The sequence below is a fragment of the Halogranum amylolyticum genome (assembly GCF_900110465.1).
GTDB classification, from domain to species: Archaea; Halobacteriota; Halobacteria; order Halobacteriales; family Haloferacaceae; genus Halogranum; species Halogranum amylolyticum.
The window spans coordinates 21,522-36,959 of sequence record NZ_FODV01000030.1; the positions used below are offsets into that span (position 1 = coordinate 21,522).

At 58.4% G+C, this 15,438-nt stretch carries 17 protein-coding genes and 2 pseudogenes; 14 read left to right on the forward strand and 5 right to left on the reverse strand.

Going from position 1 to position 15,438, the window contains the following annotated elements; all coding sequences use genetic code 11:
• Window positions 1–148: 148 nt before the first annotated feature.
• Together BSG17_RS23750 and BSG17_RS28825 are read left to right on the forward strand one after the other, a co-directional pair.
• Window positions 149–1,387 carry a phage NrS-1 polymerase family protein gene (locus tag BSG17_RS23750; protein WP_089827858.1) on the forward strand — a complete coding sequence of 413 codons (1,239 nt, stop codon included), beginning with the start codon at window positions 149–151 and terminating at the stop codon, window positions 1,385–1,387.
• A 64-nt stretch (window positions 1,388–1,451) separates the two neighbouring features.
• Window positions 1,452–1,556 (forward strand): annotated as a pseudogene (locus BSG17_RS28825) (DUF7342 family protein); the annotation flags it as partial.
• 157 nt (window positions 1,557–1,713) lie between these two features.
• Here BSG17_RS28825 and BSG17_RS23760 read toward each other — a convergent pair.
• Window positions 1,714–1,932 (reverse strand): hypothetical protein, encoded by a 219-nt coding sequence (locus BSG17_RS23760; protein WP_089827859.1) that lies wholly within the window; start codon window positions 1,930–1,932, stop codon window positions 1,714–1,716.
• A 207-nt stretch (window positions 1,933–2,139) separates the two neighbouring features.
• Here BSG17_RS23760 and BSG17_RS23765 point away from each other — a divergent pair, with 207 nt between their 5' ends.
• The 4 genes from BSG17_RS23765 to BSG17_RS23780 all read left to right on the forward strand — a co-directional run bounded on the left by BSG17_RS23765 (window position 2,140) and on the right by BSG17_RS23780 (window position 5,411).
• Entirely contained in the window at window positions 2,140–2,508 is a 369-nt protein-coding gene (locus BSG17_RS23765) for a ribbon-helix-helix domain-containing protein (protein ID WP_089827860.1), read from the forward strand.
• The gene (locus BSG17_RS23770) at window positions 2,505–3,074 is read left to right on the forward strand and encodes a hypothetical protein (protein WP_089827861.1); all 570 of its coding nucleotides are present in this window, start codon (window positions 2,505–2,507) and stop codon (window positions 3,072–3,074) included. Before BSG17_RS23765 ends, BSG17_RS23770 begins: the two co-directional genes overlap by 4 nt.
• A 724-nt stretch (window positions 3,075–3,798) precedes the next feature.
• The gene (locus tag BSG17_RS23775) at window positions 3,799–4,830 is read left to right on the forward strand and encodes an outer membrane protein assembly factor BamB family protein (protein ID WP_170864941.1); all 1,032 of its coding nucleotides are present in this window, start codon (window positions 3,799–3,801) and stop codon (window positions 4,828–4,830) included.
• The gene (locus BSG17_RS23780; protein ID WP_089827863.1) at window positions 4,830–5,411 is read left to right on the forward strand and encodes a hypothetical protein; all 582 of its coding nucleotides are present in this window, start codon (window positions 4,830–4,832) and stop codon (window positions 5,409–5,411) included. The genes BSG17_RS23775 and BSG17_RS23780 overlap by 1 nt, the downstream gene beginning before the upstream one ends.
• 157 nt (window positions 5,412–5,568) lie before the next feature.
• Here the strand turns inward: BSG17_RS23780 and BSG17_RS26500 are convergent, their stop codons facing one another.
• From BSG17_RS26500 to BSG17_RS23795, 3 genes and pseudogenes are all read right to left on the reverse strand, one after another.
• Window positions 5,569–6,147 (reverse strand): hypothetical protein, encoded by a 579-nt coding sequence (locus tag BSG17_RS26500; protein ID WP_139246790.1) that lies wholly within the window; start codon window positions 6,145–6,147, stop codon window positions 5,569–5,571.
• Window positions 6,148–6,360: 213 nt separating this feature from the next.
• Window positions 6,361–6,642 (reverse strand): annotated as a pseudogene (locus BSG17_RS23790) (hypothetical protein); the annotation flags it as partial.
• Between the two features lie 266 nt (window positions 6,643–6,908).
• Window positions 6,909–7,127: a hypothetical protein gene (locus BSG17_RS23795; RefSeq protein WP_089827865.1), complete on the reverse strand. Its 219-nt coding sequence runs from the start codon at window positions 7,125–7,127 to the stop codon at window positions 6,909–6,911.
• A gap of 330 nt (window positions 7,128–7,457) precedes the next feature.
• Between BSG17_RS23795 and BSG17_RS26505 the strand changes: the two genes are divergently transcribed.
• The 7 genes from BSG17_RS26505 to BSG17_RS26510 all read left to right on the forward strand — a co-directional run bounded on the left by BSG17_RS26505 (window position 7,458) and on the right by BSG17_RS26510 (window position 13,724).
• A complete protein-coding gene (locus BSG17_RS26505; protein WP_139246791.1) occupies window positions 7,458–8,219 on the forward strand; it encodes a hypothetical protein in 762 nt (253 codons plus the stop codon).
• Window positions 8,220–8,515: 296 nt separating this feature from the next.
• A complete protein-coding gene (locus BSG17_RS23805; RefSeq protein WP_089827867.1) occupies window positions 8,516–9,109 on the forward strand; it encodes a winged helix-turn-helix domain-containing protein in 594 nt (197 codons plus the stop codon).
• The gene (locus BSG17_RS23810; protein WP_089827868.1) at window positions 9,106–9,606 is read left to right on the forward strand and encodes a PIN domain-containing protein; all 501 of its coding nucleotides are present in this window, start codon (window positions 9,106–9,108) and stop codon (window positions 9,604–9,606) included. The genes BSG17_RS23805 and BSG17_RS23810 overlap by 4 nt, the downstream gene beginning before the upstream one ends.
• 598 nt (window positions 9,607–10,204) lie before the next feature.
• Complete coding sequence (locus BSG17_RS23815) at window positions 10,205–11,101, forward strand: SOSS complex subunit B family protein (protein WP_089827869.1); 897 nt, start codon at window positions 10,205–10,207, stop codon at window positions 11,099–11,101.
• Window positions 11,102–11,337: 236 nt separating this feature from the next.
• Window positions 11,338–12,537, forward strand: coding sequence for an outer membrane protein assembly factor BamB family protein (locus tag BSG17_RS23820; protein WP_170864942.1), 1,200 nt, complete (start codon window positions 11,338–11,340; stop codon window positions 12,535–12,537).
• Entirely contained in the window at window positions 12,534–13,079 is a 546-nt protein-coding gene (locus BSG17_RS23825; protein WP_089827871.1) for a hypothetical protein, read from the forward strand. Before BSG17_RS23820 ends, BSG17_RS23825 begins: the two co-directional genes overlap by 4 nt.
• 243 nt (window positions 13,080–13,322) lie before the next feature.
• The gene (locus BSG17_RS26510; protein ID WP_139246792.1) at window positions 13,323–13,724 is read left to right on the forward strand and encodes a hypothetical protein; all 402 of its coding nucleotides are present in this window, start codon (window positions 13,323–13,325) and stop codon (window positions 13,722–13,724) included.
• 183 nt (window positions 13,725–13,907) lie between these two features.
• On the opposite strand, the gene BSG17_RS23830 is transcribed toward BSG17_RS26510, so the two are convergent.
• Window positions 13,908–14,300, reverse strand: coding sequence for a hypothetical protein (locus tag BSG17_RS23830; RefSeq protein WP_089827872.1), 393 nt, complete (start codon window positions 14,298–14,300; stop codon window positions 13,908–13,910).
• 283 nt (window positions 14,301–14,583) lie between these two features.
• On the opposite strand from BSG17_RS23830, the gene BSG17_RS23835 reads away from it, so the two are divergent.
• Window positions 14,584–15,438 (forward strand): transcription initiation factor IIB (locus BSG17_RS23835; protein ID WP_089827876.1); only part of this gene is annotated, 855 nt, incomplete at its 3' end.

The following is a 15,438-nucleotide window of genomic DNA, read 5'->3' on the forward strand; positions in this document are numbered from 1 at the left end:
TCATGCGTTTTTCAACTGAAAACCGGGGGTTTTCCACCCAAAAACCAACTAGTATAGAGGGGGGTGAGGGCGTTGGAAGTGAGCGAAGCGAACGCGAGGGGATTTTTTCTGGCGCCAAAAGGGGCGCGGCTTCCAGAGGAGACAACCAATGACTGAGGAACCTACCGAGATGCTGACAAAGGAATCGATACCCGAAGAATTAGTCGAACGACCCCAGTGGGTGTGCTGGCGACGGGAGCAACGCGACGGGAAAGCAACAAAGATTCCGGTGGTACCTGGGGTGGGGTCGTTCGCCTCGTCGACGGACCCCGAAACGTGGGGGGACTTCGAGACTGCCTGTGACTATCTTGAACGTGGCCGGGCCGATGGAGTCGGCTTTGTGTTCACCGAGGAGGACCCCATCGTCGGTGTCGACCTCGACGACTGTCGCGATCCCGAGAGTGGTGACACCGACGACGATGCACAGGACATCATTACCCGACTGGATTCCTACACCGAAGTGTCGCCGTCGGGAACCGGGTATCACGTCTTGATTCAGGGTAGTCTGCCGGAGGGTCGGAACCGACGTGGCAAAATCGAGTGTTACGACACGGCACGCTTCTTCACCGTCACCGGCGACCGAGTAACGGGAACACCAACAGCGGTGTCGCAGAGACAAGACGCCCTAGAAGCGATCCACCGTGAGTACATCGCCGAAGAGACACCCACACAGGCGACGGACACCCCTACGGGTGTAACGGAACGCGAGGAGTCCTCATCCAGCACGTCACTCGACGACGACACACTCCTCGAGAAAGCGAAGAACGCCTCGAACGGAGCGAAGTTCGACCGACTGTGGAACGGGTCGACGAGCGGCTACGACAGTAACTCGGAAGCGGACATGGCGCTGTGCTGTCTGCTGGCGTTCTGGAGCGGCGGCGACGCAGCTCAGATGGACCAGCTGTTCCGCCAGTCAGGGTTGATCCGTGAGAAGTGGGACGAAGTGCACTACGCCGATGGGTCGACGTACGGCGAGAAGACGGTCGAGCGTGCGATCGAACGGACGTCAGAGTTCTACGAACCACGGTCGAAAGAGGCAGAGACAGACACACCCACCACCGATGGTGACAACGCCGACGAGACACGCAGTCGAACGTATCTCGTGGAGAAGAATCGCTTGCTGCGAGAGCGTGTGAACAGCCTCGAAGCAACGCTCGACGAGCGAAACGAGCGTATCGAAGAACTTGAGGTAGAAGTAGCACGGCTCACTGATGCCGATGCAGCGCAGACCGGGATCTCCGATGCTGTCGACGTCGACGACGATAGACGCACGGAGGCGACTGATGATGAGGGAGAATCAGAGACGTCGTCGTTGTGGGGACGAACGAAACAACTGTTTGGTGAGTAATCGGAGTATCCGAGATACTATTCTTCGGAGTAAGAGCTGTATCGTTGGCTACACAAGAACAGGAGTGTCCAATCGCGAGTCTCCAGACGGTCCACCACCGTTCGATGACGCGTATCGTGATGACGACGTCGAGCAGCGCGTCTATGACACGATGCTCCAGACTCCTGAACGTCTCATACTTGCCCGAGAGCTTAGGAAACGGTGGAGTCTATCGTCGGTGTTGTAGATCGGTGTTAACCAACGCAAGTCGCGCAGTCCCGGAGCTGTTGGTTAACAGGACGGCAAGCGCTCAGTGTCTCACTGTTCATGGCCCTCGTCGGGACGCGTCACGGAGTGAGTCGGAGGCCGTTCGTCGATTCATAGACGTACCCCTTCAGCAACAGCTGTTCGAGGAGGTCCTCTGCCTCTGGCCGCTCAAACCCACCGTCAGTGAGGAGATCAACAGCTGCGTCGTGTGTAATCGTCCCGTCCTCATCGGTTGCTTGCGTTATCAGTTCCAGCGCAGTTTGCTGTGACGGCGTCAACGGGGTCGACGAATGCCGCATTATCTATGTCTCTGTCGGCGACCACCGAGACTGTTGGGGTTGTGCCGGCTTCTTGGGCTTCTGTTCTCACAGTGACAACGCACGATATGGTCAAGATCTCACGTGTCTTGGTGGAGTAGTTTCTCCCACGGGCATCGTATACTGATGTGCAAGCCATGTGCATGTACCGGAACCGTTATCGGGCTGTGTGCAGAATTTGCACATAGAATGAGCGCAAGTGACAAGCCCCGACGAGTCCACTTCCAGTCCCCGGAGTACCTCGTCGAACGTCTTGACGCGATTGCGGCGCTCTTCGACAAGGACCGGACAGACCTCCTCGTCGAAGCGATTCGCGAGTACATCGAAGAGACCGCCGACAGCGAGACGTTCCAAGAGCTGGTGGCAACGAAGTACTACGACGACCAACTCGACTTCGAGGCAGTCAAGCAGTTGGTCGGCGCTGAAACCGCCCAACGGCTCCGCCTGCTCAAGGCAGACCTCGAGGGCGAACCGTTGGATCTCGCTGCACCCGCTGACGTCGACATCTACGGCGACGATGCGACGACGGTCGCGACTGGTGACGGCGACGAGCGATGAGCAGGCCGCGACTACGGACAGTCGTCGCCGACACGAGTGCGATGGTCAGTCTCGCCGTCCCACGAGCCGACGCAGCCTACGACACTGATACGGCTCCGGATCCCCTCCAGTATCTCCTCACCTCGTGTGACGTGTTCGTGCCGCCAGAAGTCGTTGCAGAGCTCCGTGACATCACGCAGTACCAAGACATCCACGCCGCGGCTGCGAACAACGTCCTCGCCGCTCGCACCCACTACACGGTCGATGACCCCTATGAGCGCGACGGCACACCCGACTCGCGACCGACATTCGGTCTCGACGACGGCGAAACCGACGGCATTGTCCTCGCGAACGCGCTTGACGTCGACGGGTTCCTCACCGACGAGTTCGGCGGGACGAACTTCCCGCTGATTCATGCAGTCCTACAGGGCCCGCGTATCGTCCCGACACCACGGTTGCTCTGTGATTACGCCCGCAACGATCATATGACCCTCGAAGAGGCACGGACGCTCATCGAGACGATTAGCCCGCATCGGAGTTGGGAGAACAGCCCCTATGTCGCCCAATTGTTGGCCCTCTTAGAGTAGGGTCCGATTCCGAGACGGTGTCCCAACTGCTTACCGGACCCGTTTCCTGTTGGACGAGTCGGACGGCCACCGAGAGCGCCGGCGGAGAGTCCACCACTGTGGTTACTCGGGGTTGTGAACAGGGATCGACTATCTCTTCGGGAGCACAGGCGGCAACGCCCCGGTCCTGTTTGGCTGGACTATGGTGCTCATCGGACTCGTCGCTTTTGGCGGGGCTGCTGCGTGGCTCGGCTATCGACACCTCACTTGGGCAAGTGCAGCCGTCGGAACAATCATCTCGATTATTGGTGTGATGAGCATCGGGTGGTACTTCATGTTCCCAACGCTGTGCTTGCTAATTGCCGCGATTGCGCTCACCGTCAAGGCCCGCCGAGAGAGTACTGGAAGACGCCCAACGCGATTTGAGGAGAGTACTGCATTGATTGATCGCCGACGTATCGAGGGTGAACACAGAGAATACAGTCGTCTGTCAGTCAGTCGAAACGCTCTCGTACCGGACGTGTGAGTCTGAACCATGCCCCGTCTTACGCGGCGACGTGCCCTCCAGGCCCTTCCATCGGTCGTCGGCGTCGGCTCCAGCCTATCTGGATGTCTGTCTAACGGTCGTGCGCCCACAGACGCGACTGGACCACCAACACATCCACCTGCAAGCCCTCGTGACTCCATTGACGGGAGTTGGCCAAGCCATCGATATGACCCGACAGGTCGAGGCTACATCCCTACTGTGAGCGGTCCCACTCCGCCCATCGGCGAACTCTGGCATGTCGAGGTGCCGGTGAGTGAAACCACGCCGGCAGTCGCAGACGGCACGATCTACCTTGCAGGAGACGGACTCACGGCACTTGACGCCGCAAGCGGCGAGGAACGCTGGCACGTCGACCTCGGACGGACATACAAATCGTCGCCAGCAGTACAGGACGAGACGGTCTGCGTGGGCTTCGAAGAGATCCTCTTCGCGATCGATGTCACGAAGACAGCCGACGGCGACGCTGCAGTCCGATGGCGCGATTCGATGCCGAGCGATGAGATTACGTCGCCAGTCATCGCTGACGGAACCGTCGTCGTTGCGAGCGGCGATAGTGGCGGTCGAAGTGGTGCCATCCATGCAGTCGGACTCGACAGTGGCGAGCGTCAGTGGGTGAGAACAGTCGACGCGTGGCTTGGGACGATGCCTGTCGTCGAGGACGGGCAGGTGTTTTTCGGGACTATCGATGGCGATCTTTTCGCTGTGCAACTCGGAGACGGGAGTGACGTCTGGACGCGCTCGCTTGACGCTCGATTTTTCCATACGTTTGCCGTTGCCGACGAGACGCTGTTCGCTGCAGAGACCGGTGGGCTGCTGTCTGCGTTCGACGCCGCGACTGGAGAGACACAGTGGTCGGCCCGAATCGGACGCCCGACAGACAAGCATGCTGAGGTGATTGCCTCGCCGGTTGCCGTCGATAACGAGCGTGTCTACGTCGGTGCCACTGATGCGCGCCTCTATGCGGTTGACCGCGAGCGCGGCGAGCTGGTGTGGGACTTCTGGGCGTGGAATACGGCCGGGTCGCCACCGGCTGTCGTAGGCGACACGGTGTACGTCGGGAGTGTCGATACGACCCTCTATGCGCTTGATGCTGCGACGGGTGAGGTTCGGTGGGAGTTTGCGACTGGGCAGCGCCTTGGACGGGCGACGCCGGCGGTCGTCGATGGGGTAGTGTACCTCCCTGCTGGCGAGTCCTGTTATGCAATCGCCGCCCGTGGGGAGGTTGCATAATGCAGCGACGGACGTTTCTGACGGGGTTGACTGGCGTCGTTGCGACAACTGCGGGCTGTGCCGGGCTCGACGCTCTCGGACGTCGCACTGACCCGATCGCTGAGGTACGCTTTGAGGAAATCACTCCCCGAAAGGACCGTCCTGTCGGCACCGACGACGAGGAACGCGACCGATATCCACCGATTGTGGCGTGGGACGACGCAGCGTCGACAATTCGGATCACCGGCTTCGTCTTCTACGGTGGTGGGTGTGATGCGCCTGTGTTGAGAACAGTTGAGTTGCAGGCAGACAATCGGCTCTTCGTCTCGGTTGGGCACCGAGAGAAGTGGTATCTTCGACTGCCGATTCCGCTTCCAATCGCCTGTACAGCGAGCCTCGGTGGCATCCATTACCGCGTGACGGTGCGGTTTGCTGATAGCGCTGCCCTTCCGGAGACTGTCGAGGTTGATGAGGACAACGAGGCGGCGCCCGACGCCCATCGCGTGGTGACCCGAGCCGAACAGGATGCGCTTTGCTCACGCGAGTCGTTCGAGAGTGAAGAACAGCGAGCGACAGCGCACTGGACGTGTCCGACCGAGTGACGGTATTGGGCTCGCCATCACTGGATACGCTCGCGGTAATCAATGACTTCCGAGAATCAAGTGCGGGATTAGCAGAGTAATCCACCACTTATCCTTGATTGGCTCGGTCTTTCGGAGGGTAGTCAATGGCCCACTCAAATTGTGCATCACGACCGTTTCATTCGAATCGCAATTCAGTATGTGTGACCGTGACTGGATACGTTGCAGTGTGTATCACTCCACTAATGGAGATTGTTGCAGTTACTGACCGGGGGGTGAGAGCAACTAATTTGTCAAACGCTATCGGGGAGTCGTTTAAGTGGTGAACCCTAATTTGATGTTCTTTATTTTCGCCCGAGACACCCACGCTAATACTTTGTTCACCGTTGCTCGTCTGGTCAAAGATGGCAGTTTGAACGGCTTCCGCCCCGACGAACGCGCTTTCGGTCTCTGCCCATCGTTCAAAGGGAATGCTTTCATGCACTGGTTCGCGCTCAGGAGGGGCCCCGTTTTCAACTGCCTCGTGGTTCGTGTGCCGATACGCGGCGACGATTCGCACCTCATGTGTCTTTTCGAGGTATGCCACTGAATCACGTGTGATTTTCCTCTGGGTTGTAATGGCCTCTGCCTTACCTCGAACAGGTTCTGTGGGGTATTCTGAGCTGGACGAGTTTTTATTTGAGAGAGCTGATGCAGTACAGCCAGAGAGTGTAGCCAGTCCTGCGCCAAGTGCCGACAGATAGGTGCGACGGTTCATATCATGATAGATGAGATATGTATGTAAACCCTTTCTGTAGGGACAAAGAGCTGCTTGAGCCATCTGCAGGTCGGATTAGCGAATCCAACTTTTTGATTAAGGTCGTCGCTCTGGCGGCCAGTCACCCGCAGTCGTATGAACTCCCCCGTCATAAACAGATCACCGAATAGGTGGTTTGTAGGAATCCAAACTCCCAACCTCTGCTCGTAACGAGGGGTGGAGACTCAATACTGCTGCATAGGGTTCGGCGTCCGGTGGGAGTCGGCTCAGGTCGAACGTACCACCGACCTCCTCGATTCGCTCGGCAAGCGTCGCAAACTGCTCGCGTTGCAGCGGCTGTGAGTCGCCGGAGTCGACGAATTCGATACCGACACGGTGTGCTTGGCTGTCGGTAATGTGGAATCGCGTCTCCGTGAGCGGCGTCACGAGTGTCGCCTCAGCGGGAAGTGCATCGCACTCCTCAAGCAGCGTGTGCCAACTCCCAGTGAATGGCAGACGCGACACTTGCCGTTGGTAAATAAAACGTCTCGGCTCGCGTTCGACGACGAGGGAGATTCTGGGTCGCTAGCGAGAGTCTCAACGTGTTGAGATCGGTCAACTGCGACGTCTCATACTCGCCCGAGAGCTTCGGAAACAGTGGAGTCTGTCGTCGGTGTTGCAGATCGGTGTTAACCAACGCAAGTCGCGCAGTCCCGGAGTTGTTGGTTAACAGGATGGCAAGCGCTCAGTGTCTCACTGTTCATGGCCCTTGTCGGGACGCGTCACGGAGTGAGTCGGAGGCCGTTCGTCGATTCATAGACGTACCCCTTCAGCAACAACTGTTCGAGGAGATCCTCTGCCTCTGGCCGCTCAAACCCACCGTCAGTGAGGAAATCGACAGCTGCGTCGTGTGTGATCGTCCCGTCCTCATCGCTCCCCTGCGTGATCAGTTCCAGCGCAGTTTGCTGTGACGGCGTCAACGGGGTTGACGAATGCCGCATTATTCGTGTCTCTGTCGGCGACCACCGAGACTGTTGGGGTTGTGTCGACTTCGTGGGCTTCTGTTTGTTGTGTGAGCCCGGCGTCACTGATTCTTCATCCTCGATGTCGGATTGTCTCATATCAGACAATATATACTGGCAAGACACGAAGTCTGACCAGATTTCGATTCCCTCCAACCAACACGACGACTGGGAGAGTGAATACTGATGAGACGCCGTAGGGTGCTCACATCGCTAGCGTGTGGGGCAAGCATGCTGGCTGGATGTGCAACTCGCGAGAGAGACAACCGCAGTCCGGTCTCAACGTCTCAACCCACACCGCCACCAGATGTGACGACATTCACCGAGACGAAACCACTCCCCGAACCGAGTGACGTGTCTAACCGTGCAGTTGCTCAATCGTTCGTTGAGACATACGAACAGCGCTACGTGTATAACGAACTTGTCGGCGGATTCGGGAGCTCAGGTGTAGCGACGAAGATTACGGTTGAGCCAGCGCGTGTCGCTGTCGTCCACACGACTGACTCGGGGTACTACGTGTTGTCCTCCTGTCGGGGATCCGCACGCTACTTCGACCCAGATGGATCGCCAAGTAGCGCAACCCGTAACGCTTCGAGTGTTGCCCACTTCGTGAGCGATGAACTACACCGGCGAATCCCGTTCAATGCCTATCGGTGTGAGCAGCCTGTCGTTCAGACAGCCACTGTGAACAACAGCGACGAGCCACTCGCCCGGTTGCAGATCTACGACTTCGAGACTAAGCCCGATTACGAAGACCTTGAGCAGGGTGGACGAACAGTCGACGTCACCGTCCGGAACGCCGACGAGGAGGTCATCCTCGAGCAAGCATATCAAACATCGCTTCCGTTGACGGTCCAGCCCGCAGTCACCGAGACACCGGGGTCGTATACACTCGCTGCCTCACTTGCCGATGGGCCGACGGTTCAGTATGAGTGGGACCTCTCAACATCGGGTACTCCCAGCTGGTGGGCACTCTGTCTAGTAATCACGGCTGGTGGCACGTTGGCTATCGAACGGTGGTACCCAAATGAGGAGGTTGGCGTGCCGCCGAATGGCGTCTGTAGACACTAGCGTGAGAAGTTCCCACCTTGTCGACGTATTCGGAGCGTTTGTTCGCTTCCGTATCAAGTCTGGAGCGATCATCGTCAACCCATCTTGCTGACGTTCTGTTGCGAGGTGTCGAACCGATAAATGAATTACTTCGCCATTTTGCAACGGTCAATCGGTGGCCCAACTGAGACGGCCCACCGAGACTGTTGGAGTTGTACTGACTCAGATCCGCCCCAAGAACATCATCTCGAGCCAACAACTGTTACCCAAACATTCTTTATTGATTCGCTGTAAACTGTAATCACTACAGAAACCCCATGTCACGCACCTCAAAGCAGAACACAGGTGACATCGTCCGCGACTTTCTCTCGGTTGCGGATCTTCTCGAAGAGCCACAGCTGGCTCAGTTGTATGCATATCTCGCCCGCAGTGACGAGACATCTGTCAAAGACGTCATGGACGCACTCGACCTCGCACAGGGGACAGCCTACACCTACGTCAACCGGCTTGTTGATGCTGGCGTCGTCGAGGTGACCCGCGATGAGCAACCCCGGCTGTACACTGCTCGCCCGATTAACCTGACCGTGACTGCTGATGGCGACCGTGAGTACACGATTACGCCGGCGCTGATCGATGCGGTCGGTCGTCGTGAAACCAACGGCGACATCGACACCTACATCGACCGTCACGGAGTTGCTGGCCTCGCGACGGCACTCTCCTACGCTGTCGCCCGTGAGCGCGGTGAGGTGACGCACCGCCTCATGGCCCGTGACCTCGATATCTCGCCACTCGCAGCCGAGATTGTCCTGCAGGCGCTCCGGCCCGTGGTTCTCGAACACTTCGATGTCGAAACGTCGGGTGCGTCACTCGCGGATATCGAAGGCGTTGACGAGGACGTCGACGACGCGTGACTGCGATTCATATCGCAGATACCGGCTTGTTCGTCTCGATGGGCCAACCGTCGAACCGTCGGTATCAGGCTGTGCGCCGGTTTGCACGGCGCAACGATATTACGTTTGTCCTCCCCGAGCGAGTGTACGAGGAGCTGACCGTCAACGCTTCTGAGCCCGAGACACCGCCGATCGATACGGCAATCGAGGAAGGGTGGTCACAGGTTGCAGCGTCACTGGATTACTCGCATGGAGTGGTCTCACGAACGATGGACGGCGTCCAGCGGTACATCGCGAACGCGGATGATCGCCCAGCCGACGAAATCGAGCGTGCCGACCCAGCGTTGGCAGGCGTCGCCGCTCACGCGTTCGTCGACGGGACTGCGGATCAAGCGTATATCTACACGACAGATACCGCTGCTGGCGAGGGAGCAGAGGCCGTCCTCGCTAGTGAGGGGTATGGCGACTCGGTGACGTACGTGAACGGCTTCCGCTTCATCGATGATTTGCTCGAGTAGCCGACTTACAGGTGGGTATCCTCTCTATCTAGCAACAGTTGTGAGCAAGACACTCCGAAAGCCCCCGGACGCTCGACGGCTGCGCCTCGCTGTGGTCCTCGCTCCGCTGTGGTCCTTACGTCGGCTCGCTCGCCGAGCGCCCGGCCCCTTTCACTCCCACCCGGTGTGGGGTGGTTAGCGTCGCTTCATCACTGTCTGTCAGGTGTGATGACTCGGTACGCCCGCTCGCCGTCCGGTCAGCCGGCCGCGCACGCTCGGCTCACGCTGTTCGCCTCGGCACGCCGCGGGACTCCCGGTGGTCGTCCCGCGCGTCGTTCGCTTCTCCCGAAGCGCCAGCGGGTTAGTCAGTCGACGCCTGCGCGCCAGTAGGTGCTCGTCGTCGACGAGACTAACTCCGCTGGCCACTCGGGCCAGCCTGTCCGGCGCGCGTGCTTGTCTGTGTCCGCTGTATAGGCGCGCTCTCGCTCGCTCCCGATGGTCGCTCACGAAGGCGCGAGCGAGAGCGCGCGAAGAGTGAGTTGGTCGTTGTGGACAGCCACGGCTGGAGAGTCGTGGTGTCGGAAGAAGACGCCGAGTGAGCGCCTTCAAGGTTTCAGCAATGTCGAGTAACAACGCAAGCGGAAAAGTCGTTTCGGTGGATGAGCAGGCATTCGAAAACGCGGACGAAGCGGAAGTCGACGAGGACGGCTTCGAGGTCGTCGATGAGACGCCGGAATTCAGAGCGACGGTGCAGATGGAAGTGCAAGCAAAGGTGGATGCGAACCACCCGGACGGAATCGTCGACAGTAGCGACGAGCGCATCTACGGGGCGACCCTCGAACAGGAAGAGCGCATTCGAGGCCGCGAGGAAGAGCTGGAGCGCATCAGTGCCAGAGCGACGTTCGGAACGCAAGCGGGACGAGAAGAGCGGTCACGAGTTGTGGCGGCGAAACGAAGTTCGGAGCGACGGACGACGTTCCAGAAGCGAGCGGCGAGCGTGGATGTGTGGGCTGACCCAGAGCGAGCAGATCCGCGTGAAGAACTGTCCCAGGAGCAGTTGGCGGCGGTGAACACCCAGGCGGTGCGATTGAGCGAGAAACTCGATGGTTGGTCGCGAGCGGCGATTGGGCGGCGACTCGGTGAGGCCGTCGTCGGTGGCAAGGACATGATGAGCGCGGTCGTCAGTGTGTTCGAGGAGTTGCAGACGGCGCCGGGACAGGTGGTTCCGATTGGGAAGCTTGCGGACGTCAATCGCAAAGAGGTGCGTATCGAAGGACGTGTCGAGACACTGTGGGTTCCCTCGCATCCGAGTATCGCTCAAGTGGGTCTCATCGCCGATGACAGTGGAAAAACCAGAGTGACGGTCTGGAAGGCGTCGAATGCACCCCTGATGGACGAGGGTGAGCAGGTGCGCATCGATGGCGCGGCGCGAAACTGGTACGAAGGGCGCGTTTCACTGGCCGTCACTGGGTGGTCGAGTCTCACCTTCCCTGAGCGCGGTCGGTGGTGGGAATAGCCGGACAACGTGGCTTTCTTTTTTGCTACGTGCCCGTTCGCCCGCTTCCCGCCGCCCCACCCAACCTCCACGTTCCGGGCGGCTCGCGAGCCGCCGGGCTTTCGCTATTGTTTGGTGGTGGGTTCGTTCCGTAAAGTGCTCTTGGACGATTCTGAGTCGGAACTCACCGTGAGAGGTTCGCGATGACAGCCGGAAGGAAGCCAACGACTAAGCAGACACTCTGTTATGTCGCTATCATGAGTGCCCTCCAATTGAACCGCCGCGCAGTACTCGCCAGCGCCGGGGCGGTGTTCGGACTGGGGAGTCTCACCCAGCTGAGCACGTCGACGTCGCCACCAGTAGAAGGGTCGTGGCCGCTCGGTCGAGGCAATCCAGAGAACACGGCCTATACGACCGACAGCGGGCCAACAGACTCGGTGAGTGTCTCATGGCGGTACGACAAGCATCTCAGCTCTGTCAAAGCTCCAGTCATCACAGACGGGACGGTCTATCTCGGATTCCACGACGAGGTATCCGCGTTCGTTGCACTGGACGCAGCAACTGGCGCCGAGCAGTGGCGTACCAAACTCGGTGACGGGTCAGCGGTCGACTTCCCAGATGCGGCTGCCGCTGTCGTAGACGATCTTGTTCTCGCTCCGTTTGGGAACCACCTGTTCGCGTTCGATCGCGAGAACGGAGAGATCCAGTGGGAGCGGCAATTTGAGGACGAAATCGATGCTTCGACTGTTGTCGACGGTGTCGCTTACTTCGTCATCAGAGGCAGTGGTGTCCTCATCGCGCTTGACAGCAAGACAGGTGAGACGAGGTGGGAACAGTCAATCGGAGCGTGGGCCGACGGTGCAGTCGCCGTCTCCGAGAACCGGGCGTACGCAGTCGCCACGACGGAGGACGAAACCGGTGCAGTCGTCGCCCTCGATACGACGACTGGCGAAAAACACTGGCAGTATACGAGTTCACACCGGTTCGCGGGGACGCCGGCCGTCGCAGAAGGGACTGTCTACGTCAGCGACGCCCGCGGTATCCACGCGATTTCGAGTGAGGATGGCTCCCGTCGCTGGCGGTTCGAGGGCCGGCCGATCGAAGACCACGAATGGGGGAATTTCAGTTACGATGGGTCTGCCCCTGCAGTCGCCAACGGGACGGTCTATACCGGTGCGGCCGATGAGCGCGTGTACGCACTTGACGCCGACTCCGGTGAGAAACGCTGGGAATTCTGGACGTGGAACAATGTGACCGGCGAACCCATTGTCACGGAGGACGCAGTCTATGTCGGGAGTGACGATTCACTCATCTACGCACTCGACGTTAAGACGGGGAAACGGCATTGGGAGTTCGACACCACGGGACGCATTAGAGGAACTGGTGGAGCAGTTGTCGACGGCCGACTGTACATCTCGACGTTCTCCGATGGGCTCTATGTCTTGGAGGAAGCATGAATCGCCGTTCGTTCATTGGTGTACTTGCGGGAAGTCTCACTGCCACGGCGGGCTGTCTCGGTGGATCAGGTGTGACGGGGTCAAGCGCCGAGCACATTGAACCGCGCCGGAACCGCGAGCAACGGCCGACTATCGTCGCATTCGACGAAGCTGAGAGTGCTATTTACATCACCGGCCACATGGCCTACGGGTCGAGTAGTTGTAACAAGGTCGGGATTGCGTCGACGGCGTACGATGCGGAGACGAACTCGCTCCGTGTCGTCATGGAATCGCAATCCGAGAATTCGATTCCCTTCCTCCCGTTCGCCTGTACCGCAGACATGGCCGCAACGTGGTACCGTGCGACTGTCCAATTCGCGGGTGAGTTGCCACAGAAGGTGACCGTCGTCGAACAGCGTGGCTCCAACGAGGACGTACGGGTGGTTAACCGCCGTGAGCAACATCAGCTATGTACTACGGATCATCCTCCAGATTCGACCGAAGCGAAGGAAGCACACTGGACCTGTCCCGAACAGTATGTGGCGAACTCTACGAACCAGTAGTCGGGCAGACGGGCGATTTGACAACCAGTGTTGGGGCGAGCCCTACGGTAGGCAGTTGCTCAATCTGTGACTTCTAGCCGCCATCGATGACGTTTCAGTTGTCGTGCTGTAATAGAACGTGCGAGTCTTTCAGACCAGAGCAGATCGGATTACCTGCTTGGAAACCACCCGAGACGAGAGCGTACGTATCCTCTCGTTGATACTTCCACAAAGCATATTTTCACTGAATAGGTTGCCAGTTGTATGAATCGTGTTCCACAGAATCAAACAGTCCCTCAATTGAATCGTCTCGGAGGAATACTGATTGTATTCGCACTGGTAACTGTCATCATTTCCTACCCACCGCCCGCTACCGGAATCAGGCCTCTTTTCGGCTTTGGGAATCTGTTCCTGCCGCTCTTCATCGCAGCAGGTTCGCTTGTGATCGCCACCGTCGGTGGCATACTTCTTGCTCGTAACATTGCGAGTGCACAAACAGAACGGGGCCGACGACTCGCTATCAGCGCCTTGATACCAGCTAGTGCTGTGGCTGTTGTTGGTGCGTACCTCGCTGTTGTAGCTGGGTTTGACCCGAGTACTCCCATCATCATCGGCGTCTTGACAATCGCAGCTGTAGGTGGCTTAATAAGCGAGCTTGTCAATTGAACGTCCGCACCGTATCTGTTGATGTGCTGGTTTCACCCTCGATATTCAGCACGCGGCATCTGACAGCGTTCGGTGAGGTTTCTGTGGCCGTGCTGAACTCACAGCGCATATGCAGCACGCGAGGGGGCGCGAACCTGCGGGAGACAGTTCGTTAGATACAGTGCGTGTATCGGTCAAAACCAATCAGTTGGTTCTCTCTGTGAACTCGCTTTCAAACCACCATGAGACGATTCCCAAGAGTCCGAGTATGCTGATTAGGATGTACATCCCGTTCTGGCTTCCAAGATTATCATTCCACATCTCTCCATCAGCGAATGCTGGAGTTGGATTGTATGCCAGTTGATTTACTGCCATCAAGCTAGCGAGAATGATGAACATCGTTGCATTCCACTTCGTGAGACGCTCGCCGTGGCGTGTGAGCAGGAGCATACCGTATAGTAGCGCGACCACTCCCAGCCCGAACATTATCTCTTCACCTAAGATTCGAGAGAACCCTCCCATTGACCCAAGAATAGAGTAGCCACCAGTGCAGATGGCGATAAATCCACTCACTTGCCGGAACGTGGCGGGTTCCATACCGTTTTCATCCGAGAAGTGCCCTTGCTATAGGTCTTTCAATGAGCGGGGTTGCTGAGAGTGACCGAGTACTGCTAGACTCGCACGAACTTCCTAACAGATGGTTCAGGGCTGCGTGTCTGAAATAAACAGATTCGTCGTGCTGAATACACCCTCTAAGTTCAGCACGCACCTTCTGTCAGACTCTGAGGAGTTCGACGAGACCGCAGTGTTGTTTTTCTGCCCCTGAGGGGTGAGGGGCGCAAAGAGATTCGCGATTCGTCTAGTGTCCCTCGTGAGTACCATGGCAACGAGAGATATCTACGAGACGGCCTTCGACGAAGACGTCCAGCATGAGTCCAGTTCGAACGAGTGTCCCGAATGCAACGGCCGCGTGGCGACTAACGCGGTAGAAACGGTCTGTGAAGACTGTGGGCTCGTCATCGCAGACCAGCAGATCGACCACGGCCCCGAGTGGCGCTCGTTCGAAGACGACGACAGCAATCGCGAACGGACAGGAGCCCCACTCACGGCGGCCCGTCACGACCGGGGCTTATCGACTGAAATCGGGCGCAGCACCGATGGGAAGGGACGCACGCTCTCTGGGTCGAAACGACGTCAGCTCGCCCGGATACGGCGTGAACACAGTCGTAGCCGGTTCCAATCGAAAGCTGAGCGGAACCTCGCACACGGGTTAGGTGAGGTTCGAAGAGTCGCAAGCGCTCTCGGACTTGGAGGTTCAGTTCGCAACCAAGCGTGTCAGCTCTTCCGGAGTGCCCAACGCGAGGATCTCTTGCTTGGTCGGTCAATTGAAGCGATAGCCGCCGCCAGCGTCTACGGTGTCTGTCGGTGTCACGGGCGGCCAGTCGCCCGTGATGACCTCGTCGACGTTGCTCGAGTTGATCACTCGAGTATCACGAACGCGTACAAAACACTCAACAGAGAACTGGGACTCCCGACACAGCCCGTCGCTCCACAATCGCTCATTCCGAAGCTCGCCTCGGAACTCAATGTCAATTCACAGGTTCGTCGTCGAGCGCGGACGCTTGCCGAGCGTGCGCATGAGACGTCCATTACGAACGGCTATCAGCCGTCTGGGGTTGCTGCAGCCTGTCTCTATCTCGCCAGTCGTGAACACGGGCAGTCGCTGACACAGACA

Excerpts from the sequence above, each read along its gene's own strand:
- BSG17_RS23750 (WP_089827858.1), top strand. The coding sequence starts at position 149 with ATGACTGAGGAACCTACCGAGATGCTGACAAAGGAATCGATACCCGAA.
- BSG17_RS23760 (WP_089827859.1), bottom strand. The coding sequence starts at position 1,932 with ATGCGGCATTCGTCGACCCCGTTGACGCCGTCACAGCAAACTGCGCTG.
- BSG17_RS23765 (WP_089827860.1), top strand. The coding sequence starts at position 2,140 with ATGAGCGCAAGTGACAAGCCCCGACGAGTCCACTTCCAGTCCCCGGAG.
- BSG17_RS23770 (WP_089827861.1), top strand. The coding sequence starts at position 2,505 with ATGAGCAGGCCGCGACTACGGACAGTCGTCGCCGACACGAGTGCGATG.
- BSG17_RS23780 (WP_089827863.1), top strand. The coding sequence starts at position 4,830 with ATGCAGCGACGGACGTTTCTGACGGGGTTGACTGGCGTCGTTGCGACA.
- BSG17_RS26500 (WP_139246790.1), bottom strand. The coding sequence starts at position 6,147 with ATGAACCGTCGCACCTATCTGTCGGCACTTGGCGCAGGACTGGCTACA.
- BSG17_RS23795 (WP_089827865.1), bottom strand. The coding sequence starts at position 7,127 with ATGCGGCATTCGTCAACCCCGTTGACGCCGTCACAGCAAACTGCGCTG.
- BSG17_RS23805 (WP_089827867.1), top strand. The coding sequence starts at position 8,516 with ATGTCACGCACCTCAAAGCAGAACACAGGTGACATCGTCCGCGACTTT.
- BSG17_RS23815 (WP_089827869.1), top strand. The coding sequence starts at position 10,205 with ATGTCGAGTAACAACGCAAGCGGAAAAGTCGTTTCGGTGGATGAGCAG.
- BSG17_RS23820 (WP_170864942.1), top strand. The coding sequence starts at position 11,338 with ATGAGTGCCCTCCAATTGAACCGCCGCGCAGTACTCGCCAGCGCCGGG.
- BSG17_RS23825 (WP_089827871.1), top strand. The coding sequence starts at position 12,534 with ATGAATCGCCGTTCGTTCATTGGTGTACTTGCGGGAAGTCTCACTGCC.
- BSG17_RS26510 (WP_139246792.1), top strand. The coding sequence starts at position 13,323 with ATGAATCGTGTTCCACAGAATCAAACAGTCCCTCAATTGAATCGTCTC.
- BSG17_RS23830 (WP_089827872.1), bottom strand. The coding sequence starts at position 14,300 with ATGGAACCCGCCACGTTCCGGCAAGTGAGTGGATTTATCGCCATCTGC.